Origin of the sequence: Pseudomonas sp. (assembly GCF_051660785.1) — a bacterium.
Classification (GTDB): Bacteria; Pseudomonadota; Gammaproteobacteria; order Pseudomonadales; family Pseudomonadaceae; genus Aquipseudomonas.
The window spans coordinates 12208-38933 of record NZ_JBOFQE010000048.1 but is presented as its reverse complement, the minus strand read 5'-3'; the positions used below and the strand labels follow the sequence as shown (position 1 = coordinate 38933).

The following is a 26726-nucleotide window of genomic DNA, read 5'->3' as shown; positions in this document are numbered from 1 at the left end:
CGCCTTTTCATCAGGCTATACGATTTCTGACATGAGCCAATCCAGCGACCTGATTCAATCAGCACAACGCACCATCCGCCTCGAACTGGAAGCCGTACAAGGCTTGCTGCCCCATATCGACGCAGATTTCGTACGCGCTTGCGAGATGATTCTGGAGAGCAAAGGCCGCGTGGTCGTGGTCGGCATGGGCAAATCGGGGCACATCGGCAACAAGATTGCCGCGACCCTGGCCAGCACCGGCACCACGGCGTTTTTCGTGCACCCGGCCGAGGCCAGCCACGGCGACATGGGCATGATCACGCGCGACGACATCATCCTGGCCCTGTCGAACTCCGGCTCCACCAATGAAATCGTCACCCTGCTGCCCCTGATCAAGCGTCTGGGCATCAAGTTGATCAGCGTGACCGGCAACCCGGACTCGGCCCTTGCCAAGGCTGCCGAGGTCAATCTCAACGTTCACGTCGAGCATGAAGCCTGCCCGCTGAACCTGGCACCGACCTCGTCGACCACCGCCGCGCTGGTCATGGGCGATGCCCTGGCCGTTGCGCTGCTGGAAGCCCGCGGCTTTACCGCTGAAGACTTCGCCTTTTCCCACCCGGGCGGCGCCCTGGGCCGACGCCTGCTGCTGAAAGTCGAAAACGTCATGCACGCCGGCCAGGAGCTGCCGCAGGTCCAGCGCGGCACGCTGCTCAAGGATGCGCTGATGGAAATGACCCGCAAGGGCCTGGGCATGACCGTGATCCTGGAAGCCGATGGCAAACTGGCCGGAATCTTCACTGACGGTGATTTGCGCCGTACGCTGGACCGCAGCATCGACATTCACAGCGCCACCATCGACCAGGTCATGACCGCGCACGGCAAAACCGCTCGCGCCGAGATGCTCGCCGCCGAAGCCCTGAAAATCATGGAAGACCACAAGATCAACGCACTGGTCGTGGTCGACAGCGAAGACCGCCCGGTCGGCGCCCTGAACATGCACGACTTGCTGCGTGCGGGAGTAATGTAATGAGCACGGACCTGCTGCAACGCGGCAAACAGATCAAACTGGCGGTATTCGACGTCGATGGCGTGCTGACCGACGGGCGGCTGTACTTCCTCGAAGACGGCAGTGAGTTCAAGACGTTCAACACGCTCGACGGCCAAGGCATCAAGATGCTGATGGCAGCCGGCGTGCAGACCGCTATCATCAGCGGCCGCAAGACCCCGGTGGTCGAACGGCGGGCGAAGAACCTCGGCATTCCGCACCTTTACCAGGGTCGTGAAGACAAGCTGGTGGTGCTCGACGAGCTTCTTGCCCAACTCAACCTAAGCTATGAACAGGTCGCCTACCTGGGCGACGACTTGCCGGACCTGCCGGTGATTCGCCGCGTCGGCTTGGGCATGGCGGTAGCAAACGCTGCCAGTTTCGTGCGTGAACACGCCCATGGCATCACCCAGGCCCGTGGTGGCGAGGGTGCCGCTCGCGAATTCTGTGAATTGATCCTGCGCGCCCAGGGCCGCCTCGATGCGGCCAACGCCGCGTACCTGTGAGCCCAATATGCTGAGTAAAAAGATTCGTAACATCCTGATGTTCGGTTGCATCGCGGCGCTGTTCGCCGCGGTCGGCTACTGGAACATCAGCCCGGAACGCTTCCTCGACAAGCCAGTGGCCAAGGTCGATGAAAGTGCGATCGACTATTACGCCCTCAACGCCCACAGCGTGCAGTACCTGCCGGACGGCAAATTGCAGTACGAAATGACGTCCGACAAGGTCGAACACCTGAAAGTGAGCGAGGTGACGTTGCTGACCAACCCCGACCTGAACATGTTTCGTGGTACGCAGTTCCCCTGGCACGTCCAGAGTGAGCGCGGCGAAGTCAACCCGGACGGCACGCAGGTCGAGCTGATTGACTCGGTCCGCATCACGCGTTTCGACGAGAAAAACCGCAAAACCCTGATTACCACCACCCGTATGACTGTGTTCCCCAAGGAGCAATATGCGCAGACCGATCAACCCGTTAGAATCGACGGCGCTGGCGGTGTATCGACAGGCAACGGAATGAAAGCGTACTTGAAAGAAAGCAGGATACACCTGCTATCGAACGTAAGAGGACAGTATGAGGCTCGTTAAAACTCTCCCTATTTTGCTCAGTCTGGGCGCAGCACTGGGAAGCGTGAGCGCCTGGGCTCTGCCGAACGATCAAGAGCAGCCTATCCGCATTCAGGCCGACGACGCCCAACTGGACGACAAGAATGGCGTTGCCACCTATAAGGGTGACGTGATCATTACTCAGGGTTCGATGAAGGTCACCGGCAATACCGTGACCATCACTCGCACCTCGGCTGGCGACATTGACGTGGTGACTTCGGTGGGCAACCTCGCCTACTTCGAGCAGCTGCAGACCGCTGGCGACACCAAACCTGTACAAGGTTGGGGTGTAACTATCCAGTACCACGCCTCGCAAAACCGCGTCGTGCTGATCGACAAGGCAAAAGTTGTCGACAAGGACAACAACGTCACCCAAGGCGAAAAAATCGTCTACGACACTGAGAAAAAGCTTGCGAGCGCCGGGCGTGCTACGGGCAGCAAGGTCACCGAGGCGCGTCCGCGCATCGACATGGTGATCCAGCCGAAGCCGAAAAACGACACGAAAAAGGCGCAGTAATGGCAACTCTGAAAGCTCAGCATCTGGCCAAGAGCTACAAGAGCCGCCAGGTCGTGCGTGACGTCAGCCTGTCCATCGACAGCGGTCAGATCGTCGGCCTGCTGGGTCCTAACGGCGCCGGCAAGACCACCTGCTTCTACATGATTGTTGGCCTGGTGCAGGCCGACCAGGGTCGCGTACTGATCGACGACCTGGACGTCAGCCACCAGCCGATGCACGGTCGTGCGAAAGCCGGTATCGGCTATCTTCCGCAAGAAGCGTCGATCTTCCGCAAACTGTCGGTGGCCGATAACATCATGGCTATCCTCGAGACCCGCAAGGAACTCGACAAGGCTGATCGCCGTAAGGAACTGGAAAGCCTGCTGCAGGAATTCCACATCAGCCACATCCGCGACAACCTCGGCATGAGCCTGTCCGGTGGTGAGCGTCGCCGCGTTGAAATCGCCCGCGCCCTGGCCACCAGCCCGAAATTCATCCTGCTCGACGAACCTTTCGCCGGTGTGGACCCGATTTCGGTGGGCGACATCAAACAGATCATCTACCACCTCAAGGCCAAGGGCATTGGCGTGCTGATCACTGACCACAACGTCCGTGAAACCCTGGATATCTGCGAAACCGCCTACATCGTCAACGATGGACAGCTGATCGCCGAAGGTGACTCCGCCACCATCCTGGCCAACGAACTGGTCAAGGAAGTGTATCTGGGCCACGAGTTCCGCCTTTAAGCACCAAGGTGTCTGGCTGATTGTCCAAGCGCTTGTATCGATAAAAAATCAACATTTTTTTATTGTTACAGCGCTCTAGGCAAACACTGCAGTTTCGGGCATATAATTTGCTTATGTTTGGCGCTCCGGCGCCCTGTAGTGGATGGCGCATGTGCGCCGGCGAATAAGGTGTTAAGCCCCTGCCATGAAACCATCGCTAGTCTTGAGAATGGGCCAGCAGCTGACGATGACACCGCAGCTGCAACAGGCCATCCGCCTGCTCCAATTGTCGACCCTGGACCTGCAACAGGAAATCCAGGAGGCCCTGGAGTCCAATCCGATGCTCGAACGCCAGGAAGAAGGCGACGACTTCGATAACGCCGACCCCTTGGCCGACAAAGCCGAACAGCTCCCCAACGCCGATGTTTCGGAACCCTCCTACCAGGAAACCGCACCCACGGTGGATAACCTTGAGGAAGGTGACTGGAACGAGCGCATTCCCAACGAACTGCCCGTCGACACTGCATGGGAAGACGTCTACCAGACCAGCGCCAGCAGCCTGCCAAGCAACGATGACGACGAGTGGGACTTCACCACCCGCACATCGGCCGGCGAAAGCCTGCAAAGCCATCTGCTGTGGCAACTGAACCTGGCGCCGATGTCCGACACCGATCGCCTGATCGCTGTAACCCTGATCGACTGCATCAACAATCAGGGCTACCTGGACGAAACCCTCGAGGAAATTCTCGAAGCCTTCGATCCGGAACTGGACATCGAACTGGACGAAATCGAAGCCGTCCTGCACCGCATCCAGCAATTCGAACCGGCCGGCATCGGCGCCCGCAACCTGGGCGAATGCCTGCTGCTGCAACTGCGCCAGCTGCCCGCCAAGACGCCTTGGCTGGCAGAGGCCAAGCGTCTGGTCAGCGACTACATCGACCTGCTCGGCAGCCGCGACTACAGCCAGTTGATGCGCCGCATGAAGCTCAAGGAAGATGAACTGCGCCAGGTGATCGAGCTGGTACAGAGTCTCAACCCGCGTCCGGGCTCGCAAATCGAGTCCAGTGAAGCCGAGTACGTTGTCCCTGACGTGATCGTGCGCAAGGACAACGAGCGCTGGCTGGTCGAGCTGAACCAGGAATCGGTACCACGCCTGCGGGTCAACGCCCAATACGCCGGTTTTGTGCGCCGCGCCGACACCAGCGCCGACAACACCTTCATGCGTAATCAGTTGCAAGAGGCCCGCTGGTTCATCAAGAGCCTGCAAAGCCGCAACGAAACCCTGATGAAAGTGGCCACCCAGATCGTCGAGCATCAGCGCGGCTTCCTGGAATACGGCGACGAAGCGATGAAACCGCTGGTGCTGCATGACATCGCCGAAGCGGTGGGCATGCACGAATCGACGATTTCCCGGGTGACCACACAGAAATTCATGCATACCCCTCGGGGCATATATGAACTGAAATACTTTTTCTCCAGCCACGTCAGCACCTCCGAAGGCGGTGAATGCTCGTCCACGGCGATCCGCGCGATCATCAAAAAACTGGTTGCCGCGGAAAATCAGAAAAAGCCGTTGAGTGACAGCAAGATCGCTGGTTTACTGGAGGCACAAGGCATTCAGGTGGCTCGCCGCACCGTCGCCAAGTACCGCGAATCTCTCGGGATCGCGCCTTCGAGCGAACGCAAGCGGTTGATGTAGGGCCACGCCACAGCGTTCCAGTGGTAGATCATCTGATCTACCGCTTTATGCACTGGCAACGAAGGAGAAGCTGTATGCAAGTCAACATCAGTGGACACCAACTGGAAGTGACCGAACCTCTTCGCACCTACATCGGCGAAAAACTCGAACGATTGGAGCGACATTTCGACAAGATCACCAACGTGCAGGTCACGATGACGGTCGAAAAGCTGAAGCAGAAAATCGAAGCCACGCTGCATATTCCCGGGAATGAAGTGGTCGCCAACGCGGAACATACTGATATGTACGCGGCGATCGACGCACTCACCGACAAGCTCGATAAACAACTCAAAAAGCATAAGGAAAAGACCCAGAGCCTCCTCCAGGGCGCGACCGGTCGTTAACACCCCCAACCCATGATCCGACTTGAAAGCATCCTGACCCCCGGCCGTTCCCTCGTGAACGTGCCGGGCGGCAGCAAAAAGAAAGCCCTCGAGCAAATTGCCAACCTTATCCATAAAGAAGTTCCGGATCTGGAGATGCAAGATGTCTTCGAGGCTCTGATCGCTCGTGAAAAACTCGGCTCGACCGGTTTTGGCAACGGCATCGCCATTCCCCACTGTCGCCTGAAAGGTTGTACATCGCCTGTCAGTGCACTGATGCACCTCGACGCCCCCATCGATTTCGACGCCATCGACGGCGCTCCGGTTGACCTGCTGTTCGTATTGCTGGTCCCGGAAGCGGCCACCGATGCGCACCTGGAACTGCTCCGCCAGATCGCCAGCATGCTCGATCGCAAGGAAGTGCGCGAAAAACTGCGCAGCGCCCCGAGCAATGAAGCCTTGTATCAGGTTGTCCTGGACGAGCAAAACGGGCACTAATCATGCGCTTGATCATCGTCAGTGGCCGCTCCGGCTCAGGTAAAAGTACCGTACTCGATGTTCTCGAGGACAACGGCTACTACTGCATCGACAACCTGCCCGCCGGCCTGCTGCCGGAACTGGCCGAACGCGCACTGATTCATACCGAACTGGCACAACCGCTGGTCGCCGTGTCCATCGACGCGCGCAACTTGCCGAGTCACCTGTCGAGATTTCCGGAGTTGCTGGAAGAGGTACGCAGTCGGCACATCAAATGCGATGTGTTGTATCTCGATGCCGATGAGGAAACCCTGCTCAAGCGTTTCTCTGAAACTCGCCGCCGTCACCCGCTGAGCACCGCCAATCGCTCGCTGGCCGAAGCGATTCAGGACGAAACCAACTTGCTGGGGCCGATCGCCGACCTGGCCGACCTCAAGATCAATACGACCAACCTGAACCTGTATCAGCTACGCGATACCATCAAGTTGCGCCTGCTGAACCAGCCAGATAACGGCACTGCGTTCCTGGTGGAGTCTTTCGGATTCAAGCGAGGCATGCCGGTCGACGCGGACCTGGTGTTCGACGTGCGCTGCCTGCCTAATCCTTACTGGAAGCCGGAATTGCGCGAACAGTCCGGGCTTGATCAACCGGTGGCCGAGTACCTGGCAGCACAACCGGATGTCGAGGAGATGTTCCAGGACATCTCCGCCTACTTGCTCAAATGGCTACCGCGCTTTGCTGCCAGCAACCGCGCTTATGTCACCATTGCCATTGGCTGCACCGGCGGGCATCACCGCTCCGTCTACCTGACCGAACGTCTGGGCCAGGTCCTGCAACAATCCCTGAAGAACGTCCAGGTTCGCCACCGCGACCTCAGCTAAAGGATTCACATCGCGATGCCTGCTCGGGAAATAGAAATCATCAATAAGCTGGGCCTGCATGCCCGCGCTTCGGCAAAATTCGTTGGTGTCGCTGGCCAGTTCAAGGATTGTACGATCAGAGTAGGACGCACACCGGAGTCAACGGTCGATGGCAAAAGCATCATGGCGATGATGATGCTTGCGGCTGGCAAGGGCACCAAAATCCATCTGAGCACGGAAGGCGAGCAAGAGCAGGAAGCAATGGATGCACTGGTTGCATTGATCAACAACTTCTTCGACGAAGGCGAGTAAACGTCAAAAGATCGCAGCCTCGTTTCACTCGACAGCTCCTACAGAATTCGCATAGACCTGCAGGAGCTGTCGAGTGAAACGAGGCTGCGATCTTTTGATCATGTTTCAAGCCAGCGCCGTATCCATGACCATCATCAAACAAAACCCGATCAACAATCCAAGGCTCGCCAGCTTGTCGTGACCATTGCGTCGCGATTCGGGAATGACTTCATGGGTCACGACCAGCAGCATCGCCCCGGCCGCCAGTGCCAACCCCAACGGCAGCAACAATTCGGCCAGGCTCACCAGCCACGCGCACAACAAGGCGAAGACCGGCTCGACCAAACCTGATGCCGCACCGATCAGGAAAGCCTTGACCCGCGACATCCCCGCCCCTGCCAATACCAGCGCAATTACCAACCCTTCCGGCACATCCTGCAACGCGATACCCATGGCCAGGCTGTCAGCATCGGGCATCCCACCACCGGCTGAAACTCCGACCGCCATGCCTTCAGGAATGTTGTGAGCAATGATGGCAAACACAAACAACCAGATCCGTGGCGGGATGACCGGCCGTTCCAGCGTTCCGACGAGCATTTCCGGCGAGGTGCCAGAGACCTTCCGGTCGACCTGAAACAGCCCGAACGCGCCCAGCATGATGCCGAAGCTGATCAGGCCGCTGGCCGCCCAGGGTGTCAGCCCAAGGCTTTCAGCGGCGGAGATACCCGGGACGATCAGCGAAAACGCTGTCGCGGCCAGCATCACCCCGGCACCGAAACCGAGCAGCGTATCGCTGACCGCCTGCGGCATCCGCCGAATCACCAACACCGGCACCGCGCCCAACGCTGTGCCCAGGGCGCAAATCGCCCCGCCCTGCAGTGCGCGCAACAGTTTGGGTTCGAGATCGAGCCACGCCAGTCCATGGGCGACCAACAACGTCATGCCCGCCAGCAGCAACAGCGATCCCAACGCGTAACGAAACATTCGTCCGCTTCCGATCGCCAGTGTTTCAGTGCCCATAGTCAGCCTTGGATTGTTTTTATAGAGGACTTAAACCAGCGCAGCCTGATACCGCGCAGCGACTTCGGGCCAATTGATGACGTTGTAGAACGCGTTGATGTATTCCGGACGGCGGTTCTGATATTGCAGGTAATACGCGTGTTCCCAGACATCGAGGCCGAGGATCGGCGTGTTGCCATTCATCAACGGACTGTCCTGATTACCGCTGCTTTCCACGATCAGGGTCTTCTGCGGCGTGACACTCAGCCAGGCCCAGCCACTGCCAAAGCGGGTCAGCGCGGCTTTGGTGAACGCTTCCTTGAAACTCTCCAGACCACCCAGTTGCTCGTCAATCGCCTTGGCCAGCGCACCTTCGGGTTTGCCGCCGCCGTGAGGCGCCATCACCTCCCAGAACAGCGAATGGTTGGCGTGGCCGCCGCCCTGATTGATCACCGCCGCCCGGAGCTTTTCCGGCAGCTGCTGAACGCTGCCGACCAGTTTTTCCACCGACCACTCGGCGAATTCGGTGCCTTCGACCGCTGCGTTGAGATTATTGATGTAGGTCTGATGGTGCTTGGTGTAGTGGATCTCCATGGTCTGCGCATCGATATGAGGTTCCAGGGCATCGTAAGCGTAAGGCAAGGCAGGCAGGGTAAAAGCCATTTCAATGGACTCCATGATGTAGAGGCGCGGGCGATGCGGTATCGGTGTGCAGCAAGCGATGTGTGCGCGGATATTCACCGTGTTCGCTGATGAAATTCAGCAGCTCGACATAGGTTTTGCTGCTTTGACGCAACGCAGCTTCACGCAGGGCCGGGGCCAGGCGCGAGTCCTGTATGGTTTGCAACAACCGCTGGTGGATCGCGCACAAATATTCGGCGCTCTCCTCAGGCTGGTTCAGACGTAGATGCAGGTCTGCCAGGTTGTGATGGGAAATCACGCAGGCCGCCACCGCTTCGTCGGCATCTGCCCAGCGCTCGAACAACACCTGGGCCAGAGCCAGGGCCTGCAAGTAAGCCTCGCGGGCATCGACCAATTCGCCCAGCATGAAATGGCGATTGGCCCTTTCGATCGTGCGTTTCCAGTGCTCCATGGTGAGCCTCCAAAGCGGTAGCGGTGATTACACGCCGCCTGCGGTGAGCTTCTCTGGGTTGAGTAATTCTTCCAGTTGGCTGCGCGTCAGGTCGGTGTATTCCAGGGCGACATCAATCACCGGCCGGCCCTGCTGATAGGCCTTCTTGGCGATTTCAGCGGCTTTCTGGTAACCAATGATCGGGTTGAGTGCGGTTACCAGAATCGGATTGCGCGACAGCGCCTCCTTGATCCGCGCCTCGTTGACCTTGAAGCTGGCGATGGCCTTCTCGCCCAGCAGATGACTGGCGTTGGCCAGCAACTCGATGCTGCTCAGCAGGTTCTGGGCGATGATCGGCAGCATCACGTTCAATTCAAAATTGCCCGACTGACCAGCGATGGTGATGACCGTGTCATTACCGATCACCTGTGCTGCGACCATCGCGGTAGCTTCCGGGATCACCGGGTTGACCTTGCCGGGCATGATCGACGAGCCCGGCTGCAAGGCTTCGAGTTCGATTTCGCCGAGGCCGGCCAGCGGACCGGAGTTCATCCAGCGCAGGTCGTTGGCGATTTTCATCAAGGACACCGCTGTTACTTTGAGCTGGCCGGAGACCGCCACCGCGGTGTCCTGGGAGCCGATCAGCGCAAACAGGTCCTTGCCCGGCGTGAATTGAACATGGGTCAGCTCACTCAGCTGTTGGCTGAAGCGCGCAGCGAATTGCGGATGCGCGTTGATCCCGGTGCCCACCGCCGTGCCGCCCTGAGCCAGGGATTGCAGGCTCGGCAGCAGGTCCTGCAAATGGCCGATGTTGGCCTTGAGCTGTTGCGCCCAGCCATTGAGCACCTGGCTCATGCGCACCGGCATGGCGTCCATCAGGTGCGTGCGACCGGTTTTGACGTGGTGATGAACCTCTTCGGCCTTGCGTTCGATGACCTGCACCAGACCCACCAGCGCCGGCAGCAGTTGCTCATGCAACGCAAGTGCAGCGCTGACATGGATGGTGGTCGGGATGATGTCGTTGCTGCTTTGGCCGCAATTCACGTGGTCGTTTGGATTTACCGGCTCGCCGAGCAGACGGCTGGCCAGCGTGGCGATCACTTCGTTGGCGTTCATGTTGGAACTGGTGCCGGAACCGGTCTGGAATATGTCCACCGGGAAGTGCTGCATGAAGTCGCCCTGAAGCAGGCCCAGTGACGCATCGACGATGGCTTTGCCCTGGGATTCGCTGATCTGCTTGAGCTCGACGTTGGCACGGGCAGCGGCGGCTTTGGCCAGGATCAGCGAGCGGATGAACTGCACCGGCATCGGCTTGCCGCTGATCGGGAAGTTATCCACCGCGCGCTGGGTCTGTGCGCCATAGAGCGCCTCCACCGGGACCTGAAGCTCGCCCATGCTGTCGCGCTCAATACGTGTCTTGGTCATCAGAAAATCCTTGCACCAGTTCTTTAAGAGGAATCGAGGGCTGCAACTCGCAGGTCGCCAGTTGCCAGGTGTAGCTTTGCCAGCGCTTGAGGCGGCATTTGCACAGAGAGAGGCGTTCGAGTTCGCGCAGCGGGCGCCAGGCCTGGTCCAGGCAGTAGGTCCGCCAGTGCCAGGGCAGCGCGACATCGGCGGCAGTGTCGAGCAACAAACGGAAGGACGTTTCGGCGATAGTCCAGGGAGAAGTAGACGTGCAACACGCCAGATACCGGCCTTCAGCCAGATAATGTTCGATCAGGCGCGGTTCGTCGGGGTCCATCGCGCAACGGATCTGGCGACTCATCCAGCGCCAGCTTTCGAGGTAAGGCTGCTCGTGCAAGGCAGAACTCATGATCCGGGCTCATTCGGTAATGAGATTTATTATTAGATGATAATGAGAACCAAAACAACCCCGAGAAAACACATCAAAATCCATTGTGGGAGCGAGCCTGCTCGCGATGGCGGTCCAATATTCAATATATGTGTTGCCTGACACTCCGCTATCGCGAGCAGGCTCGCTCCTACAGGGGGCCGATGCAGGCGCATAAAAAAGGCGCGCCACCTAATGGGTGGCGCGCCTTTTTGTGGGGCCGAAAGGGTTAGCTGCCCGCGACGGTCATCCGCTCGATCAACACCGAACCGGTGCGAATGTTGCTGCGCAGTTCCAGGTCATTACCGACGGCAACGATCTGCTTGAACATGTCGCGCATGTTCCCGGCGATAGTGACTTCCTGGACCGCGAACTGGATTTCACCGTTCTCGACCCAGTAACCCGCCGCACCACGGGAGTAATCGCCGGTGACCATGTTCAGGCCCTGGCCCATCAGCTCGGTGACCAGCAAACCGCGACCCATGCGGCGCAGCAACGCCGCCTGATCTTCATCGCCATGGGTGACGAACAGGTTGTGCACGCCACCCGCATTGGCGGTGCTCGGCATGCCCAGCTTGCGGCCGGAATAGGTGCCGAGGATGTAGGACACTAACTCGCCTTTTTCGACAAACGGTTTGGCGTAGGTCGCCAGGCCATCACCGTCAAACGCCGAACTGCCCATGGCGCGCATCAAGTGCGGACGCTCATCGATGGTCAGCCATTCCGGGAACAGTTTCTGACCCAGGGTGCCTTCGAGGAACGAAGACTTGCGATACAGGCTGCCGCCAGAAATCGCCGAGAGGAAGCTGCCGAACAAACCACCGGCCAGTTCCGCGGAAAACAGCACCGGCACTTCGCAGGTCGGCACCGGACGCGCGCCCAATCGGCTCGCGGCCCGTTGCGCGGCACGCTGACCGATGCTCACCGGGTCGGCCAGCAAGTTGCCCTGACGGTTCACGTCGTACCAGTAATCGCGCTGCATCTGGCCGTCTGCCTCGGCGATCATCACGCAACTGAGGCTGTGACGGGTCGACGCATAACCGCCGATAAAACCGTGACTGTTGCCGTAGACGCGGCAGCCCTGATGGGTGCTGAGGGTGGTGCCGTCGGCGTTCTTGATCCGGCTGTCGGCAGCAAATGCCGCCGCTTCGCAGGTCAGCGCCTGTTCGATGGCTTGCTCCGGGGTGATGTCCCATTCATGGAACAGGTCGAAATCCTGCAGATCCCTGGCCATCAGCGCGGCATCTGCCAGGCCGGAAGCTTCGTCTTCGGACGTGTGCTTGGCGATGGCTAGCGCGGCGGCGACGGTTTCACGAATCGCCTCAGGACCGCTGGCCGAGGTGCTGGCCGAGCCTTTGCGCTGGCCGACGTACAAGGTGATGCCAAAGCCCTGGTCGCGGTTGAATTCGACGGTTTCGACTTCACGCTGGCGCACCGAGGTGGACAGGCCCTGCTCCAGGGACACCGCCACTTCACAGGCACTGGCACCTTGGCGCTGGGCTTCAGCGATGATCTGCTCGACTTGTTCTTGCAGTGCCGGCAACGCTTGTGGGCCGACGCTTTCAACTGCACTCATGCTGTTCTCCACTCAAATTCTGCTTTCGGCTGGGGCCTTCGAGCGACCGGGCCGGACAAGCGGCCCCCGACTGGTTATCATGGCGGCGTTTCTTTGCGGACGGCCACCATGGTTGATTCTTACGACGACTCCCTCGATACGGGAGAAAAAAGCAAATCCCAGGTTAAACGCGAGCTTCATGCTCTGGTTGACCTCGGCGAGCGCCTTACAACGCTCAAGCCTGACTTGCTGGCAAAACTGCCGTTGACCGACGCTATGCGCCGGGCACTGGCCGATGCGCCCAAGCACACCGCGAATATCGCGCGTAAACGGCACCTTATGTTCATCGGCAAGTTGATGCGCGATCAGGACACTGACGCCATTCTGACTTTGCTCGACCAACTCGATGCCTCCACCCGGCAGTACAACGAACGCTTCCATGGCCTGGAACGCTGGCGCGATCGCTTGATCGCGGGCGACGATGCAGTCCTGGAGAAGTTCGTGCTCGACTACCCGGAGGCTGACCGTCAACAGTTGCGCTCCCTGATCCGTCAGGCCCAGCACGAACTGGCGACCAACAAGCCACCGGCTTCGAGCCGTAAAATCTTCAAGTACATCCGTGAGCTGGACGAGACTCAACGCGGTCTGCGTTAAGTCCCGAATCGGGTGAGTTGCCACGCAACTCGCCCGAAGCTCCATCCATCAAGATCCTGTGCCACCCACAGTGATCGCATCGATTTTCAGCGTTGGCTGGCCGACACCCACCGGCACCGACTGCCCATCCTTGCCACACGTCCCTACTCCGCTGTCCAGCGCCAGGTCATTACCAACCATCGACACCTTGCTCATGGCTTCCGGGCCGTTACCGATCAACGTCGCGCCTTTGACCGGGGCAGTGATTTTGCCGTCTTCGATCAAGTATGCCTCGCTGGTGGAGAACACGAACTTGCCGCTGGTGATGTCCACCTGGCCGCCGCCAAGGTTGGCGCAGTAGATGCCGCGCTTTACCGAGGCGATGATTTCTTCCGGGTCGCTTTCGCCCGCCAGCATGTAGGTGTTGGTCATCCGTGGCATCGGCAGGTGCGCGTAGGATTCGCGACGACCGTTGCCGGTGCGGGCTACGCCCATCAGGCGCGCATTGAGCTTGTCCTGCATGTAGCCTTTGAGTACGCCGTTTTCGATCAGCGTGGTGCACTCGGTCGGAGTACCTTCGTCGTCGACGCTCAGGGAACCGCGACGACCGGCCAAGGTGCCGTCATCGACGATGGTGCACAGCTTGGAGGCAACCATCTCGCCCATCCGCCCGCTATAGGCCGAACTGCCCTTGCGGTTGAAGTCGCCTTCCAGGCCGTGGCCGACCGCTTCGTGCAGCAGCACGCCGGACCAGCCTGAGCCCAGCACCACCGGCAACGTACCGGCCGGCGCGGGAATGGCTTCCAGATTCACCAGCGCCTGACGCAACGCTTCACGGGCATAGCTCATGGCGCGGTCTTCGGCGAGGAAGTAACGGTAATCGGTACGACCGCCGCCACCATGACCGCCGCGCTCGCGGCGACCGTTCTGCTCAACGATCACGCTGACGTTAAAGCGCACCAGCGGCCGCACATCAGCGGCCAGGCTGCCGTCGGTCGAAGCGACAAGAATGCGTTCCCAGACCCCGGCCATGCTCACGGTCACTTGCTGGATACGCGGGTCGAGGGCGCGAGTCGCGACGTCGATACGCTTGAGCAGTTCGACTTTTTCAGCGCGGCTCATCACTTCCAGCGGGTTGTCCGGCCCGTACAACTGGGCGACATCCGCAGTGGTGAAGGCCTGCACCGTGCCGTTCTGCCCGGCGCGGGAGATCGAACGGGCTGCACGGGCCGCTGCACCGAGGGCTTCGAGGGTGATGGCGTTGCTGTAGGCGAAACCGGTTTTTTCACCCGATTGCGCACGCACGCCCACACCCTGGTCGAGGTTGAAGCTGCCTTCCTTGACGATCCCGTCTTCCAGCGCCCAGGACTCGGAAATCTGCCCTTGGAAATACAGGTCCGCGGCATCGATGCCCGGGCCGGCCAGATCGCCGAGTACACCTTGCAGGCTCTCGATCGTTACGCCACCGGGCGCCAGGAGGTGTTCACTGACGGAGGACAACAACTCGCTCATATGTTTACGCCTTAAATTCGTCGTTCCGGGCAGGTCGCTGTGCGCCCTGCGAGAAAAAGCGCCGGTGACTGGACACCGGCATCCGCGCCCTGATGGACGCCTGTTCGCTGCTATCGCGTTCGGCCAGCAGCACGGCTTCGCCTTGATCCTGTTGGGCCAGCACGCGTCCCCACGGGTCGATGATCGCGGCATGGCCCCAGGTTTCCCGCGGCCCCGGATGCGCCCCACCCTGGGCGGCCGCGAGCACATAACACTGGGTCTCGATGGCCCGCGCGCGAATTAGCACATCCCAATGCGCCGCGCCGGTCACCGCGGTAAACGCCGACGGTGCGGTAATCAATTGCGCGCCCGCAGCGCGCAGCTCGCTATACAGCTCCGGGAAGCGCAGGTCGTAACACACCGTCAGGCCGACCCGCCCGACAGGCGTGTCCGCCACCACAACCCCACTGCCATAAGCATAGTCATCGGATTCGCGATAACGCCCGCGATTGTCCGCTACATCCACGTCGAACAGGTGCAGCTTGTCGTAGCGCGCCACCGTCTCGCCTTGATCATCGACCAGCAACGAGCAGGCATGCGCTTTGGACGTCGGATGGTCCACCGGCGGCAACGGCAAAGTGCCGGCCACTATCCATAACTTGAGGGCGCGGGCGGTCTGTTTCAACCATGGCAGGATCGGACCTTCACCCAACGCCTCGGCGCGGCCGATGTCGGCAATGTCGCGACGACCCATGGCGGCGAAGTTTTCCGGGAGCACCGCCAGTTGCGCGCCACCGGCCGCCGCTTCTTCGAGCAGACGCCGGGCCCGGGCCAGGTTGGCCAGCACATCACTCTGGCTGACCATTTGAATCACCGCAAAAGACATGGACCCTCCTTACTTGAAGTCTGTACGCCGAGCTGTGTAGCAGCTGCCGAACGCTGCGTCCGGCTGCGCAGCAGTCGTAAATCCGGTATGCACGGTTTATCTGACGGACCGCAGTGACTGATTTTACGACTGCTGCGCAGCCGAACGTCCGAACGCGGCCCGAGCCTTCGCCAGCTGCTACAGATAGCCTGCTTACGGCCATGCTACTCCATCGGCCCGAGGCGTGGCGTGGTCAAAAAGGCTTGTCGAAGGTGATTTTCGGCTCTTTCCATGGGCCTTTGACTGTGTATTTGACGCTGGCGAACCGTGCCACGCGGTCACCGATCAGCTTGTCGATCAGGAACAGCGCGCCACCAATGGCCGGTGCGCCGACGATCAGCGCGGCAATCGGCAGGTTGTTGGTCACCGGCAACGTCACCAGCAGTTTCGCGTCAACCTGATCGGCCACCAGGTTCAGGGTCCCGTTCAGTTCAATGTTGCTCGACGGGCCGGTCAGCAGGATCGGCTCCTTCGTCACGTAAACCCCGTTGGTCGCGACCAGCAGACCTTTGACCCGGTCATAACTCAAGCCTTTGCCGAACAGGTCGGAGAAGTCCAGGCGCAGACGGCGACCGATGGAGTTGAAGTTGAGCAGGCCGAATACCCGCAGGGCCTGGGCGCTGCCCTCGACTTCCACGAACTGGCCTTTATTCAACGATGCATCGAGGGAGCCGGAGAAACGCTTGGTGGCCAGCCACGCCGGCGAACCCGGCCAGCGACCGTCGACATCCATGTGGAACTCTTCACTGGTGACGCTCGGCGCAAAGCCCCAGCCTTTGAGCACGTCAGCGAGATTCTTGCCGCTGATCCGCCCTTTGTACCAACTGCTGGAGCTGCCGGGTATGCCTTCCCAGCCGCCAGTACCCTGCAACAAAATGCCCTTGAGACCCAGGTCCAGCGTATTGAACGCAATGCCCTTGGCGGTCGGACGGACTTTCAGATACCAGGCGCCGACAAGGTCCTGCCCCTGGAACAGCTGATTGATGGTGATATCCAGCGCGGGAATCTTGGTCGGGTCCACCGTGGCCAGCGGGTCCGGTGAGTTCTCGTCGGCCAGCACTGTCGGGTCCGGTGCCGGCAACCGCACGGTTTGCAGATTGATTGCAATCGGCGCGCCTTTCGCATCGGGAATGCTCGCGCTGCCCTTCACCTGCTGACTGTCGAGTTGCAAGGCCCACGCCGCGGCTTTGCGGTTCAACTGCACCGATGCCTGATCGAGCGTCGTACCGATACCGCTGAGCTTGCCAACCTTGAAGTCCGCGCTGCTGAGCAACTGCTTGGCACTGCCGCCCGGGTCCTGGCCGGCGTACTTGTCCACCAGGTCTTTCCACGGGCCGACGTCCAGTTCCGACAGCACGCCTCGTACTCGCAGGCCTTTGGCGCCGGGCAACACAGCATTGCCGCCGCCCAGGAACAATTCACCGCGACCGTCGGCAAAATTGCCGGACGGCGCCGCAAACGTGAAGTCTGCCAGCTCACCGTAGGTGACCCAGTAGCGCCGCTCCGGTCCCTGCAGGGTCATGCGGAACGTGGTGTCGCGGCCGACATCCGCGGCCATGCCGAACGGCGCCGGCAAATCGATCGCCACACCATTGAGGCTGGAATTGACCATCAACTGGCTGTCGGCGCCATCCAGGCTCAGTTGCAGTTGATAGGGGATCACGCCGGACACCGGCAATGGCTGGGTGACGCTCAGCCAGTCAGTGAGTTTCTTGACCTCGACCTGGCCGGATGCAGTGACGCGAGTCTTGAGGTTGCCCGCGCTGCCATCGGCAAAAATCTGCGCGGTGACCGGTTTATCGAAAGCGCGCGCAGTGATGTTCTGGCCGCTCAAGCCCTTGGCGCTGTCGAAGCGAAAATCACCCTTGAGTTGCGTGAGCTCCAGGGAAGGCTCGGCCAGCTTCAAGCGCGCCTTGGCGGTCTTGAAGTCGACGAGAATCTTCGGCTGCTCGCCTTTGACCAACGGAATATCCAGCTTCAGCTTGCCTTGCAGATCGCCCTCGCCTTCCCATCCGGCAAAGGTTTCAGCGGTGCCGATCGGCGAGGTCTGAAGAATCTTCAGCCCGTCACCCAGCCCGCCGGAGAACCCGCCGTCGAGGAACAGGTGAACGCTTTGCCCTTCCGGCGCATGGGGAATATTGACGTAGATATCGCGTACCTGCGTGTCGAGCAACTGGCCCTTGCTCGCCAGGATGCGCACGCCGCTGTCTTCGACAAACACATCACCGGTGACTTTGCTGACATGCGGCCAGCCCGGCTGGAACGCCAGTTCGGCATCGTGGACCTTGAAGAACAGGCTGATGCTGCGCGCCGTCTCGGCGGCGCCGTGGTTCAGCGAACCTTGATACTGGAAGAAACCCTGGTCTACCGCGCCTTTGAGAATCGCCGTGCGCAGCCATTCGTCCAGCGCCGGGCTGAGCATGGTCGGCAGGTACTTGGCGGTGTAGCGACCGTCGCCATCGACCAGGCCGACCCGCAGGTCCATGTAGTCTTCCTGAGTGTGGTCGAAATGCAGGCGGATCAGGAAGTCACCGGCAATCTTGCCCTCCTCGCCCAGCACCTTCAGGTACGGCGCGATCAGGGTGAAGCCTTCTTTGTCGAGCTTCCAGGTCAGTCGGGCGTTGGCCTGAATGTATTGCCACGGCTTGGCGAAAATCGGGTCCAGGTGCAGGACAAAGTCCTTGCTGTCCATCCGCAGTTCGCCCTGACCGAGGTCACCGCTGATGCTGCCGCTGACATTTCGTGCTGCCGGCGCGCCGTGGTAGGCATCGAAGCCGACCTGATCGAGGTTGGCGGCAAAGCTGAACTTGCTGTCATCGGTGGCATTGGGCCGCAGATCGATCAGCACATTGCGCAGCACACCGGTCACCTTGAGGCGCTCGACCGCCGTAGCAACGCCCTCGGGCAGCGGCCCCAAGGCATTTATCAGCGGGGTCAGCGGTGTGAGGTCGAGGCGGTCGGCTTGCAGGTGCCAGAGTTCTTCCGACGTGTCGGTAGCGGCGGTCTGCCTGAGTTGCAGGTGCGATTCCCAGCGGGTCTCGCCGACGTTCATGGCAAGGGAATCCAGGGTCACCAGCACGCCTTCGGCGCTGCGCTGGAAATAGCCGTTGAGCGCCAGGTTGTTGATCTGGATCGGCTTGCGCTCGGCGTAGGCACCCTTGAGTTGCGGCGCGTTCAAGCGAATCGCGCCGCTTTGCAGTGCGCCCTTGCCCCAATTTACCCAGAGCTCGCCACCGGCCTTGAGTTCGGAGAAATTCCATTGCCGGGTCAGACGCTCGGGCAACCATTTCGACCAGTCGCTTTGCGGCAGGCTCAAGTAGGCCTCGGCTTCGCCGTCCTTCCACTGGCTGGCGCGAATACGCGTGTGAACACTCATGGCCACCGGTTGGCCGTCAGGCAGGGTCAAGCGGGCATCGAGACGCTGACGGGTAACCCCGGTTCTCAAATTCAACCCAACATAGGTCAGGGTCAGCGGCGGGTGATCGAGTGGCTGCAAGGTCACCTGGCTGTCGATGACTGACAGCTGCTGGACCATTTGCATGCGGTTGAGCAACTGCTCCGGATCAAGCGGCTGGTCCTGCTGCACCGGTAACCCTTCCAGCGCCCAATGACCGTCCGCGCCTTCCTTGAGGCTGATCTTCAGGCCATTGAGTTCCAGGTGGGCGATGCGAACGTCGCGAGCCAGCAGGCTTTCCCAGAGGTCCGGCACCGCTCGCACCTGATCCAGGTGCAGGGCATTGGCGCCTTCGCCGACCGTCACGTCGTGGGCAAGCAAAATAGGCGCGAAACCGCTCCAGTTGCCTTCCAGCTTGCCGATTTGCAGCGGCATGCCCAAGGCGGCGCTGGCTTTGGTTTCGACGTCGGCACGGTATTCGGCCACCAGGGGCGTTAGCTCCCGGCCGAGGCTGACGTATAACGCCATCAACACCAGGACCAACGCGCACAGGCCAAGACCCCAGCGGGTCAGTGCGGCCAAAATGCGTGTCAGACGTTCCATGTCAGTTGGCTCCCATAGCGAAAATACTGCAAAAAGCTGAGGCCAGCCGTTCTAGTAGGGGTGAAACACAGCGATTCAGAGCAGCACCACGTCGTATTGTTCCTGGGAATACATGGTTTCCACCTGGAACCGAATGGTGCGTCCGATAAATCCTTCCAGCTCGGCGACATTTCCCGACTCTTCATCGAGCAAACGGTCGACGACTTTCTGGTTCGCCAATACACGATAGCCTTCCGCTTGATAGGCACGCGCCTCGCGGAGGATTTCGCGGAAAATTTCGTAGCAGACCGTTTCCGGCGTCTTCAGCTTGCCGCGGCCCTGACAGCTGCTGCACGGTTCGCACAGTACTTGCTCAAGGCTTTCGCGGGTGCGCTTGCGGGTCATCTGCACCAGGCCCAACTCGGTGATACCGATGATGTTGGTCTTGGCGTGATCGCGTTCCAGCTGCTTCTCCAGCGTACGCAGCACCTGGCGTTGGTGCTCTTCGTCTTCCATGTCGATGAAGTCGATGATGATGATCCCGCCCAGGTTGCGCAGGCGCAGCTGACGGGCGATGGCGGTCGCGGCTTCGAGGTTGGTCTTGAAGATGGTTTCTTCGAGGTTGCGATGGCCGACGAACGCCCCGGTATTGACGTCGATGGTGCTCATGGCTTCCGCCGGATCGACCACCAGATAACCGCCGGACTTGAGCGGCACTTTGCGCTCGAGGGCTTTCTGGATTTCGTCTTCGACGCCGTACAGGTCGAAAATCGGCCGCTCGCCAGGGTAGTGTTCAAGACGATCGGCGATTTCCGGCATCAGTTCGGCGACGAACTGCGTGGTTTTCTGGAAAGTTTCCCGGGAATCGATGCGGATCTTCTCAATCTTCGGGCTCACCAGGTCACGCAAGGTGCGCAGCGCCAGACCGAGGTCTTCGTAGATCACGCTCGGCGCGCTGATGGTTTTGATCTGTTCGTTGATCTGATCCCAGAGGCGGCGCAGGTAGCGGATGTCCATAAGGATTTCATCGGCGCCGGCCCCTTCGGCGGCAGTGCGCAGAATGAAACCGCCCGCCTCTTTGATGCCTTCTTTGGCCACGCAATCGGTGACCACTTGCTTGAGACGTTCGCGCTCGGCTTCGTCTTCAATCTTCAGCGAAATGCCAACGTGGGCCGTACGCGGCATGTACACCAGATAGCGCGACGGAATCGACAGCTGAGTGGTCAGGCGTGCGCCCTTGGAGCCGATCGGGTCCTTGGTGACCTGGACGACCAGGCTCTGACCCTCATGAACCAGCGAGCTGATGCTTTCGACCGTCGGGCCTTCGCGCAGGGAAATTTCCGAGGCATGAATGAACGCGGCGCGGTCCAGACCGATATCGACGAAGGCCGCCTGCATGCCCGGCAATACCCGCACCACCTTGCCTTTATAGATGTTGCCGACGATCCCGCGCTTTTGCGTGCGCTCGACGTGGACCTCTTGCAGGACACCGTTTTCGACCACCGCCACGCGCGATTCCATCGGCGTGATGTTGATCAGGATCTCTTCACTCATGGCAGGGTCTCGTTCAGGCATGTTCACGATAATGGCCGCATCTTGTCAGTACGACGCTCAGCGCGCGTTAAGGGTTTGCCAACAGGGTATGCCGAAATGGCCGAGCAGCTCAGCGGTTTCGCACAGCGGCAATCCGACCACCGCCGAATAACTGCCATTGAGCCCGGCGACAAACACCGCGCCCAGTCCTTGAATGCCATAGCCACCGGCCTTGTCCCGGGGTTCGCCACTGGCCCAGTAGGCCGCCGCTTCATCGCGGGCGATGTTGCGAAAACGCACCAGACTGCGCACTACCCGCGACTCACAACGTTCACCGTCGAGCACCGCGATGGCGGTCAATACTTCGTGTTCCTGACCGGCCAACATCATAAGCATGGCGCACGCATCGGCTTCGTCCACCGGTTTACCGAGAATTTTCCCGTTGAGCACGACTGCGGTGTCGGCGCCCAGCACGCAGAAATCTTCGTCGGACACGACCGTGCAGCGCCCGGCCTCGGCCTTGCCACGCGCGAGGCGCTCGACATAAGCCGACGGGGATTCATCTTTTAAAGGAGTTTCATCGATGTCCGCGCTGATGGCGCAGAACGGCACGCCGATCTGCGTGAGCAGTTCACGCCGACGCGGCGAGCCTGAGGCGAGGTAAAGCTTTCTCATCAAGACATCTCCCTGTTTAGTGCCCTGCCTCACAAGTACTGTTCCTTTTTGGCGGCGTCTGTTGTTGCCATACTGCGTTGCCGCTCCTCGCCATAGCGAGCTATGACTCGTCGCGGCGCCTTGTCTGGCAACAACAGCCACTCGCCAAAAAGGAACGTACTTATGAGGCAAGGCACCGCGGGCAAATGCCTGACCGAATTAATTGATCTTGTAGCGTCGACGCAACCCGCGCAAACCGTAGCTGATCCATGGCCAGAGCAATGCGCTGACCAAGGCCGGCAGTACCAGTGCCAGGGTTGGCTGACGGTTGCCGGTCAGGGCGCTGAGCCATAGTTGAACCAGCTGCGCGAGGCCGAAGATCACCAGGATCACCAGGCTCTGTTGCCACATCGGGAACATGCGCAGGCGCTGTTGCAACGACAGCACGAGGAAGGTGATCAGGCACAGAATCAACGCGTTCTGACCCAGCAACGTGCCGTACAGCACGTCTTCGGCCAGGCCCAGGCACCATGCGGTGACCATGCCGACTTTCTGCGGCAAATACAGCGCCCAGAACGCCAGCAGCAAGGCCAGCCAGAGCGGACGGAGGATTTCCATGAATTGCGGCAATGGCGAAACGCTGAGCAGCAGGCCAATGGCAAACGTCAGCCAGATCATCCAGCCATTTCGGGATGCGGTAGCACCGACCATTATTCTCGTCCCCCAGTGGAAGCCGGCGCGGAGACAGGCGGTTTGGCCGCAGGTTTCACCGCAGCCGGTTGAGTGGCTGGCGGTTTGGTTGCGGCAGGTTGCGATGCGGGCGGCTTGGCGGCTGCGGGATGCGCAGGTTTGGCCGGGGTTGCCACCGGCGCCGGTACCGCCGGTGTCGCCGGAGCGGCAGCAGGCGCAGCGGCAGCGGCTGCGGCGGGTACCACCACGGTCGCAGGCACTGGTTTTGGCACGGTCGCCGGAATGATCGGTCCACCACCGTGCTGATCCAGCGCTTCTTGCGCCTGGGCCGCGTCGTTGGCGCGTTCTTCAGCGGTGCGACCGTCAGTAAACACCAGCAGCAGGTAACGACTGCGGTTCAACGCGGCAGTCGGCACGGCACGCACGATGGCAAACGGCTGGCCGGAATCGTGGATCACTTCCTTGACTGTCGCCACCGGATACCCGGCAGGGAACCGCTGACCAAGGCCCGAACTGACCAGCAGATCGCCTTCCTTGATATCAGCCGTGTCAGCGACGTGACGCAGTTCCAGGCGTTCCGGGTTGCCGGTGCCGCTGGCAATCGCCCGCAGCCCGTTGCGGTTCACCTGCACCGGAATGCTGTGGGTGGTGTCGGTCAATAGCAGCACGCGGGAGGTATACGGCATCAATTCGACAACCTGGCCCATCAGACCGCGAGCATCGAGCACCGGCTGACCGAGGACCACACCGTCGCGCTCACCTTTATTGATGATGATGCGATGGGTGAACGGGTTGGGGTCCATGCCGATCAGCTCGGCCACTTCGACCTTCTCGTTGACCAGCGCAGAGGAATTGAGCAACTCGCGCAACCGAACGTTCTGCTCGGTGAGGGCGGCAAGCTTTTGCATGCGGCCCTGCAACAGCAGGTTTTCGGTCTTGAGTTTTTCGTTCTCGGCGACGAGTTCGGTACGGCTGCCGAATTGGCTGGCCACACCCTGCCATAACCGCTGCGGCAGGTCGGTGATCCAGTAGGACTGCATCAGCACCAGCGACATCTGGCTACGCACTGGCTTGAGCAGTGTGAAGCGGGCATCGACCACCATCAGCGCGACCGATAGCACGACCAGCACCAACAAGCGCACGCCCAGTGAAGGCCCTTTGGTGAAAAGCGGTTTAATAAGCCGCTCCTCCCAGGCAAATGTTTTGTTTATTCATACGGCAGACCGGCCTGGATACAGACTGACAGAAGGTAAACGCAAACAGGCAGCACTGCAAAGTGCCGCCTGCGCGCTCAACAGCATAGAGGCGATCCGGCGACTTATTCGCTGGAAAGCAGATCCATGGTGTGTTTATCCATCATTTCCAATGCACGGCCACCGCCGCGAGCAACGCAGGTCAGCGGGTCTTCGGCAACGATTACCGGCAGACCGGTTTCCTGGGCCAGCAACTTGTCGAGGTCACGCAGCAAGGCGCCACCACCGGTCAGCACCAGGCCACGCTCGGCGATGTCGGAAGCCAGTTCCGGAGGCGACTGTTCCAGTGCGCTTTTCACGGCCTGAACGATGGTGGCCAGGGACTCTTGCAGAGCTTCCAGCACTTCATTGGAGTTCAGGGTGAAGGCACGTGGAACGCCTTCGGCCAGGTTACGGCCACGAACGTCGACTTCACGAACTTCGCCGCCCGGGTAGGCCGTACCGATTTCCTGCTTGATGCGCTCGGCAGTGGATTCGCCGATCAGGCTGCCGTAGTTGCGACGCACGTAAGTGATGATCGCTTCGTCGAAGCGGTCGCCGCCAACCCGTACGGATTCGGCGTAAACCACACCGTTCAGGGAGATCAGCGCGATTTCAGTGGTACCGCCACCGATATCGACGACCATCGAACCGCGAGCTTCTTCAACCGGCAGGCCGGCACCGATCGCAGCAGCCATCGGCTCTTCGATCAGGAACACTTCGCGAGCACCGGCACCAAGGGCCGATTCACGGATGGCGCGACGCTCAACCTGGGTGGATTTGCATGGAACACAGATCAGCACCCGCGGGCTTGGCTGCAGGAAGCTGTTTTCGTGAACCTTGTTGATAAAGTATTGCAGCATCTTTTCGCAGACGCTGAAGTCGGCGATTACGCCGTCCTTCATCGGACGAATGGCAGCAATGTTGCCCGGCGTACGGCCGAGCATGCGCTTCGCCTCGGTGCCGACAGCAACGACACTTTTCTGGTTACCGTGTGTCCGAATAGCCACAACCGATGGCTCATTCAGGACGATACCGCGCTCGCGCACGTAAATAAGGGTGTTGGCAGTGCCCAGGTCAATGGAAAGATCGCTGGAAAACATGCCACGCAGTTTCTTGAACATGGGAAAGGGACCCTAGGCAACGCGTGGGTAAAAAAGTGCGGCAAACTCTAACAACGACAGGGATTTTGGGCAAGGCGCCAATATGTTAAATTGGCCGCTTTTCTGTGCACCAACCCCCACAATCGCGGCCTTATGACCGTAGAAATGCGGTAGTGTTCCGACAATCTAACACACGGATAGCATCCGTTCTGTTTTCCTTCCACTGGAGAATCCCATGACGCTTGAACGCTCCGACGTGGAAAAAATCGCTCATCTGGCCTGTCTGGGCCTCAATGATGCCGATCTTCCACACATCACTTCGGCCCTGAACAGCATTCTGGGACTGGTCGACGAAATGCAGGCGGTCAATACCGACGGTATCGAGCCGCTCGCCCACCCACTGGAAACCAGCCAGCGCCTGCGTGCAGACGTCGTGACCGAGACCAATCATCGCGAGGCCTATCAGTCCATCGCACCAGCGGTCGAAAACGGCCTGTACCTGGTTCCGAAAGTCATCGACTAAAGGGAAAGAGCCTGCAATGCATCAATTGACTCTGGCCGAGATCGCCCGCGGACTCGCCGATAAAAAGTTTTCTTCCGAAGAGCTGACCAAAACCCTGCTGGCGCGTATCGCCCAGCTCGATCCTCAGCTCAACAGCTTCATCAGCCTCACCGAAGACCTGGCGCTCCAGCAGGCGAAAGCCGCCGACGCACGCCGCGCCAATGGTGAGAGCGGCGCCCTGCTCGGCGCGCCGATCGCCCACAAAGACCTGTTCTGCACCCAGGGCATCCGCACCAGTTGCGGCTCGAAGATGCTCGACAACTTTAAAGCACCGTACGATGCCACCGTCGTCGCCAAGCTCGCCGCTGCCGGCGCCGTGACCCTGGGCAAGACCAACATGGACGAATTCGCCATGGGTTCGGCCAACGAGTCGAGCTACTACGGCCCGGTGAAAAACCCGTGGAACCTGGAACACGTGCCGGGCGGTTCGTCGGGCGGTTCGGCTGCGGCCGTTGCCGCTCGTCTGTTGCCAGCGGCCACCGGCACCGATACTGGCGGCTCGATCCGCCAGCCCGCCGCACTGACCAACCTCACTGGTCTGAAACCGACGTACGGTCGTGTTTCGCGCTGGGGCATGATCGCCTACGCATCCAGCCTCGATCAGGGCGGCCCTCTGGCGCGCACCGCCGAAGACTGCGCGATCCTGCTGCAAGGCATGGCCGGTTTCGACAACAAGGACTCCACCAGCATCGACGAGCCTGTGCCTGACTACAGCGCCAGCCTCAACAGCTCGCTGCAAGGCCTGCGCATCGGCGTGCCAAAGGAATACTTCAGCGCCGGTCTCGACCCGCGCATCGCCGAGCTGATCCACAACAGCGTCAAGGAGCTGGAAAAGCTTGGCGCCGTGGTCAAGGAAATCAGCCTGCCGAACATGCAGCACGCGATCCCGGCGTACTACGTGATCGCCCCGGCGGAAGCGTCTTCCAACCTGTCGCGTTTTGACGGCGTGCGTTTCGGCCACCGCTGCGAAGACCCGAAAAACCTTGAAGACTTGTACAAGCGTTCCCGTGGCGAAGGGTTCGGCCCGGAAGTGCAGCGTCGGATCATGGTCGGTGCCTACGCGCTGTCGGCCGGTTACTACGACGCCTACTACCTGAAGGCGCAGAAGATCCGTCGCTTGATCAAGAACGACTTCATGGCAGCCTTTAATGAGGTCGACATCATCCTCGGCCCAACCACGCCGAACCCGGCCTGGAAGCTCGGCGCCAAGAACAGCGACCCGGTCGCTGCCTATCTGGAAGACGTCTACACCATCACCGCCAACCTCGCGGGCCTGCCGGGCTTGTCCATGCCGGCCGGTTTTGTCGATGGTCTGCCGGTCGGCGTGCAGCTGCTCGCCCCGTATTTCCAGGAAGATCGCCTGTTGAACGTTGCCCATCAGTATCAGTTGAACACTGACTGGCACACCCGCACCCCAACCGGCTTCTGAGGA

27 protein-coding genes are annotated in these 26726 nt (G+C 60.3%); 13 read left to right on the top strand and 14 right to left on the bottom strand.

The features are described 5' to 3' along the window. The first annotated feature begins 31 nt into the window (after positions 1 to 31). The 10 genes from ACRC4F_RS11770 (at position 32) to ACRC4F_RS11725 (ending at position 7059) form a co-directional block, all read left to right on the top strand. Positions 32 to 1006 (top strand): KpsF/GutQ family sugar-phosphate isomerase, encoded by a 975-nt coding sequence (locus ACRC4F_RS11770; RefSeq protein WP_403101191.1) that lies wholly within the window; start codon positions 32 to 34, stop codon positions 1004 to 1006. Continuing rightward, positions 1006 to 1530, top strand: coding sequence for a KdsC family phosphatase (locus ACRC4F_RS11765; protein WP_008037377.1), 525 nt, complete (start codon positions 1006 to 1008; stop codon positions 1528 to 1530). Before ACRC4F_RS11770 ends, ACRC4F_RS11765 begins: the two co-directional genes overlap by 1 nt. Before the next feature lie 7 nt (positions 1531 to 1537). Further along, complete coding sequence (lptC, locus tag ACRC4F_RS11760; RefSeq protein ID WP_438659472.1) at positions 1538 to 2110, top strand: LPS export ABC transporter periplasmic protein LptC; 573 nt, start codon at positions 1538 to 1540, stop codon at positions 2108 to 2110. Continuing rightward, positions 2097 to 2645 (top strand): lipopolysaccharide transport periplasmic protein LptA, encoded by a 549-nt coding sequence (gene lptA, locus ACRC4F_RS11755; RefSeq protein ID WP_438659471.1) that lies wholly within the window; start codon positions 2097 to 2099, stop codon positions 2643 to 2645. The genes lptC and lptA overlap by 14 nt, the downstream gene beginning before the upstream one ends. Beyond that, positions 2645 to 3370, top strand: coding sequence for an LPS export ABC transporter ATP-binding protein (gene lptB / locus ACRC4F_RS11750; RefSeq protein ID WP_438659470.1), 726 nt, complete (start codon positions 2645 to 2647; stop codon positions 3368 to 3370). The genes lptA and lptB overlap by 1 nt, the downstream gene beginning before the upstream one ends. 184 nt (positions 3371 to 3554) lie before the next feature. Continuing rightward, the gene (locus ACRC4F_RS11745) at positions 3555 to 5048 is read left to right on the top strand and encodes an RNA polymerase factor sigma-54 (RefSeq protein WP_401356199.1); all 1494 of its coding nucleotides are present in this window, start codon (positions 3555 to 3557) and stop codon (positions 5046 to 5048) included. A 74-nt stretch (positions 5049 to 5122) separates the two neighbouring features. Beyond that, positions 5123 to 5431 (top strand): ribosome hibernation-promoting factor, HPF/YfiA family, encoded by a 309-nt coding sequence (gene hpf / locus ACRC4F_RS11740; protein WP_007941242.1) that lies wholly within the window; start codon positions 5123 to 5125, stop codon positions 5429 to 5431. A 12-nt stretch (positions 5432 to 5443) separates the two neighbouring features. Next, the gene (gene ptsN, locus ACRC4F_RS11735) at positions 5444 to 5908 is read left to right on the top strand and encodes a PTS IIA-like nitrogen regulatory protein PtsN (RefSeq protein ID WP_219095724.1); all 465 of its coding nucleotides are present in this window, start codon (positions 5444 to 5446) and stop codon (positions 5906 to 5908) included. 2 nt (positions 5909 to 5910) lie between these two features. Continuing rightward, positions 5911 to 6768, top strand: coding sequence for an RNase adapter RapZ (gene rapZ, locus ACRC4F_RS11730; protein ID WP_438659469.1), 858 nt, complete (start codon positions 5911 to 5913; stop codon positions 6766 to 6768). Positions 6769 to 6783: 15 nt separating this feature from the next. Next, positions 6784 to 7059 carry an HPr family phosphocarrier protein gene (locus tag ACRC4F_RS11725; protein ID WP_438659468.1) on the top strand — a complete coding sequence of 92 codons (276 nt, stop codon included), beginning with the start codon at positions 6784 to 6786 and terminating at the stop codon, positions 7057 to 7059. Between the two features lie 105 nt (positions 7060 to 7164). Here the strand turns inward: ACRC4F_RS11725 and ACRC4F_RS11720 are convergent, their stop codons facing one another. From ACRC4F_RS11720 to pmbA, 6 genes are all read right to left on the bottom strand, one after another. Next, positions 7165 to 8058, bottom strand: coding sequence for a ZIP family metal transporter (locus ACRC4F_RS11720; protein ID WP_438659467.1), 894 nt, complete (start codon positions 8056 to 8058; stop codon positions 7165 to 7167). Positions 8059 to 8088: 30 nt separating this feature from the next. Then, positions 8089 to 8700 carry a superoxide dismutase gene (locus tag ACRC4F_RS11715; RefSeq protein ID WP_438659466.1) on the bottom strand — a complete coding sequence of 204 codons (612 nt, stop codon included), beginning with the start codon at positions 8698 to 8700 and terminating at the stop codon, positions 8089 to 8091. A gap of 1 nt (position 8701) precedes the next feature. Continuing rightward, the gene (locus ACRC4F_RS11710; RefSeq protein WP_438659465.1) at positions 8702 to 9130 is read right to left on the bottom strand and encodes a hypothetical protein; all 429 of its coding nucleotides are present in this window, start codon (positions 9128 to 9130) and stop codon (positions 8702 to 8704) included. A 27-nt stretch (positions 9131 to 9157) separates the two neighbouring features. Then, positions 9158 to 10534, bottom strand: a complete 1377-nt coding sequence (locus ACRC4F_RS11705; RefSeq protein WP_438659464.1) for a class II fumarate hydratase — start codon at positions 10532 to 10534, stop codon at positions 9158 to 9160. Further along, positions 10515 to 10922, bottom strand: a complete 408-nt coding sequence (locus ACRC4F_RS11700; protein WP_438659463.1) for a FagA protein — start codon at positions 10920 to 10922, stop codon at positions 10515 to 10517. Before ACRC4F_RS11700 ends, ACRC4F_RS11705 begins: the two co-directional genes overlap by 20 nt. Positions 10923 to 11169: 247 nt before the next feature. Next, entirely contained in the window at positions 11170 to 12516 is a 1347-nt protein-coding gene (gene pmbA, locus ACRC4F_RS11695) for a metalloprotease PmbA (RefSeq protein ID WP_438659462.1), read from the bottom strand. Between the two features lie 108 nt (positions 12517 to 12624). On the opposite strand from pmbA, the gene yjgA reads away from it, so the two are divergent. Continuing rightward, on the top strand, positions 12625 to 13149 hold the full coding sequence (gene yjgA / locus ACRC4F_RS11690; RefSeq protein WP_007901505.1) for a ribosome biogenesis factor YjgA: 525 nt from the start codon (positions 12625 to 12627) through the stop codon (positions 13147 to 13149). A gap of 48 nt (positions 13150 to 13197) precedes the next feature. On the opposite strand, the gene tldD is transcribed toward yjgA, so the two are convergent. The 8 genes from tldD to mreB form a co-directional block, all read right to left on the bottom strand. Next, positions 13198 to 14640: a metalloprotease TldD gene (tldD, locus tag ACRC4F_RS11685; protein ID WP_438659461.1), complete on the bottom strand. Its 1443-nt coding sequence runs from the start codon at positions 14638 to 14640 to the stop codon at positions 13198 to 13200. A gap of 4 nt (positions 14641 to 14644) precedes the next feature. Further along, entirely contained in the window at positions 14645 to 15505 is an 861-nt protein-coding gene (locus tag ACRC4F_RS11680) for a carbon-nitrogen hydrolase family protein (protein WP_438659460.1), read from the bottom strand. A 232-nt stretch (positions 15506 to 15737) separates the two neighbouring features. Continuing rightward, on the bottom strand, positions 15738 to 19541 hold the full coding sequence (locus ACRC4F_RS11675; protein WP_438659459.1) for a YhdP family protein: 3804 nt from the start codon (positions 19539 to 19541) through the stop codon (positions 15738 to 15740). A 75-nt stretch (positions 19542 to 19616) separates the two neighbouring features. Beyond that, the gene (gene rng, locus ACRC4F_RS11670; RefSeq protein ID WP_149418143.1) at positions 19617 to 21074 is read right to left on the bottom strand and encodes a ribonuclease G; all 1458 of its coding nucleotides are present in this window, start codon (positions 21072 to 21074) and stop codon (positions 19617 to 19619) included. Between the two features lie 57 nt (positions 21075 to 21131). After that, positions 21132 to 21728, bottom strand: a complete 597-nt coding sequence (locus tag ACRC4F_RS11665) for a Maf family protein (RefSeq protein ID WP_438659458.1) — start codon at positions 21726 to 21728, stop codon at positions 21132 to 21134. A 198-nt stretch (positions 21729 to 21926) separates the two neighbouring features. Continuing rightward, positions 21927 to 22418, bottom strand: coding sequence for a rod shape-determining protein MreD (mreD, locus tag ACRC4F_RS11660; RefSeq protein ID WP_109627971.1), 492 nt, complete (start codon positions 22416 to 22418; stop codon positions 21927 to 21929). Further along, complete coding sequence (gene mreC / locus ACRC4F_RS11655; protein WP_438659484.1) at positions 22418 to 23575, bottom strand: rod shape-determining protein MreC; 1158 nt, start codon at positions 23573 to 23575, stop codon at positions 22418 to 22420. The genes mreD and mreC overlap by 1 nt, the downstream gene beginning before the upstream one ends. Before the next feature lie 140 nt (positions 23576 to 23715). Beyond that, positions 23716 to 24753, bottom strand: a complete 1038-nt coding sequence (gene mreB, locus ACRC4F_RS11650) for a rod shape-determining protein MreB (protein ID WP_002555108.1) — start codon at positions 24751 to 24753, stop codon at positions 23716 to 23718. A 214-nt stretch (positions 24754 to 24967) separates the two neighbouring features. On the opposite strand from mreB, the gene gatC reads away from it, so the two are divergent. Both gatC and gatA read left to right on the top strand, forming a co-directional pair. Then, positions 24968 to 25255: an Asp-tRNA(Asn)/Glu-tRNA(Gln) amidotransferase subunit GatC gene (gene gatC, locus ACRC4F_RS11645; protein ID WP_438659457.1), complete on the top strand. Its 288-nt coding sequence runs from the start codon at positions 24968 to 24970 to the stop codon at positions 25253 to 25255. A 16-nt stretch (positions 25256 to 25271) separates the two neighbouring features. Then, positions 25272 to 26723: an Asp-tRNA(Asn)/Glu-tRNA(Gln) amidotransferase subunit GatA gene (gene gatA / locus ACRC4F_RS11640; RefSeq protein ID WP_438659456.1), complete on the top strand. Its 1452-nt coding sequence runs from the start codon at positions 25272 to 25274 to the stop codon at positions 26721 to 26723. Positions 26724 to 26726 lie beyond the last annotated feature (3 nt).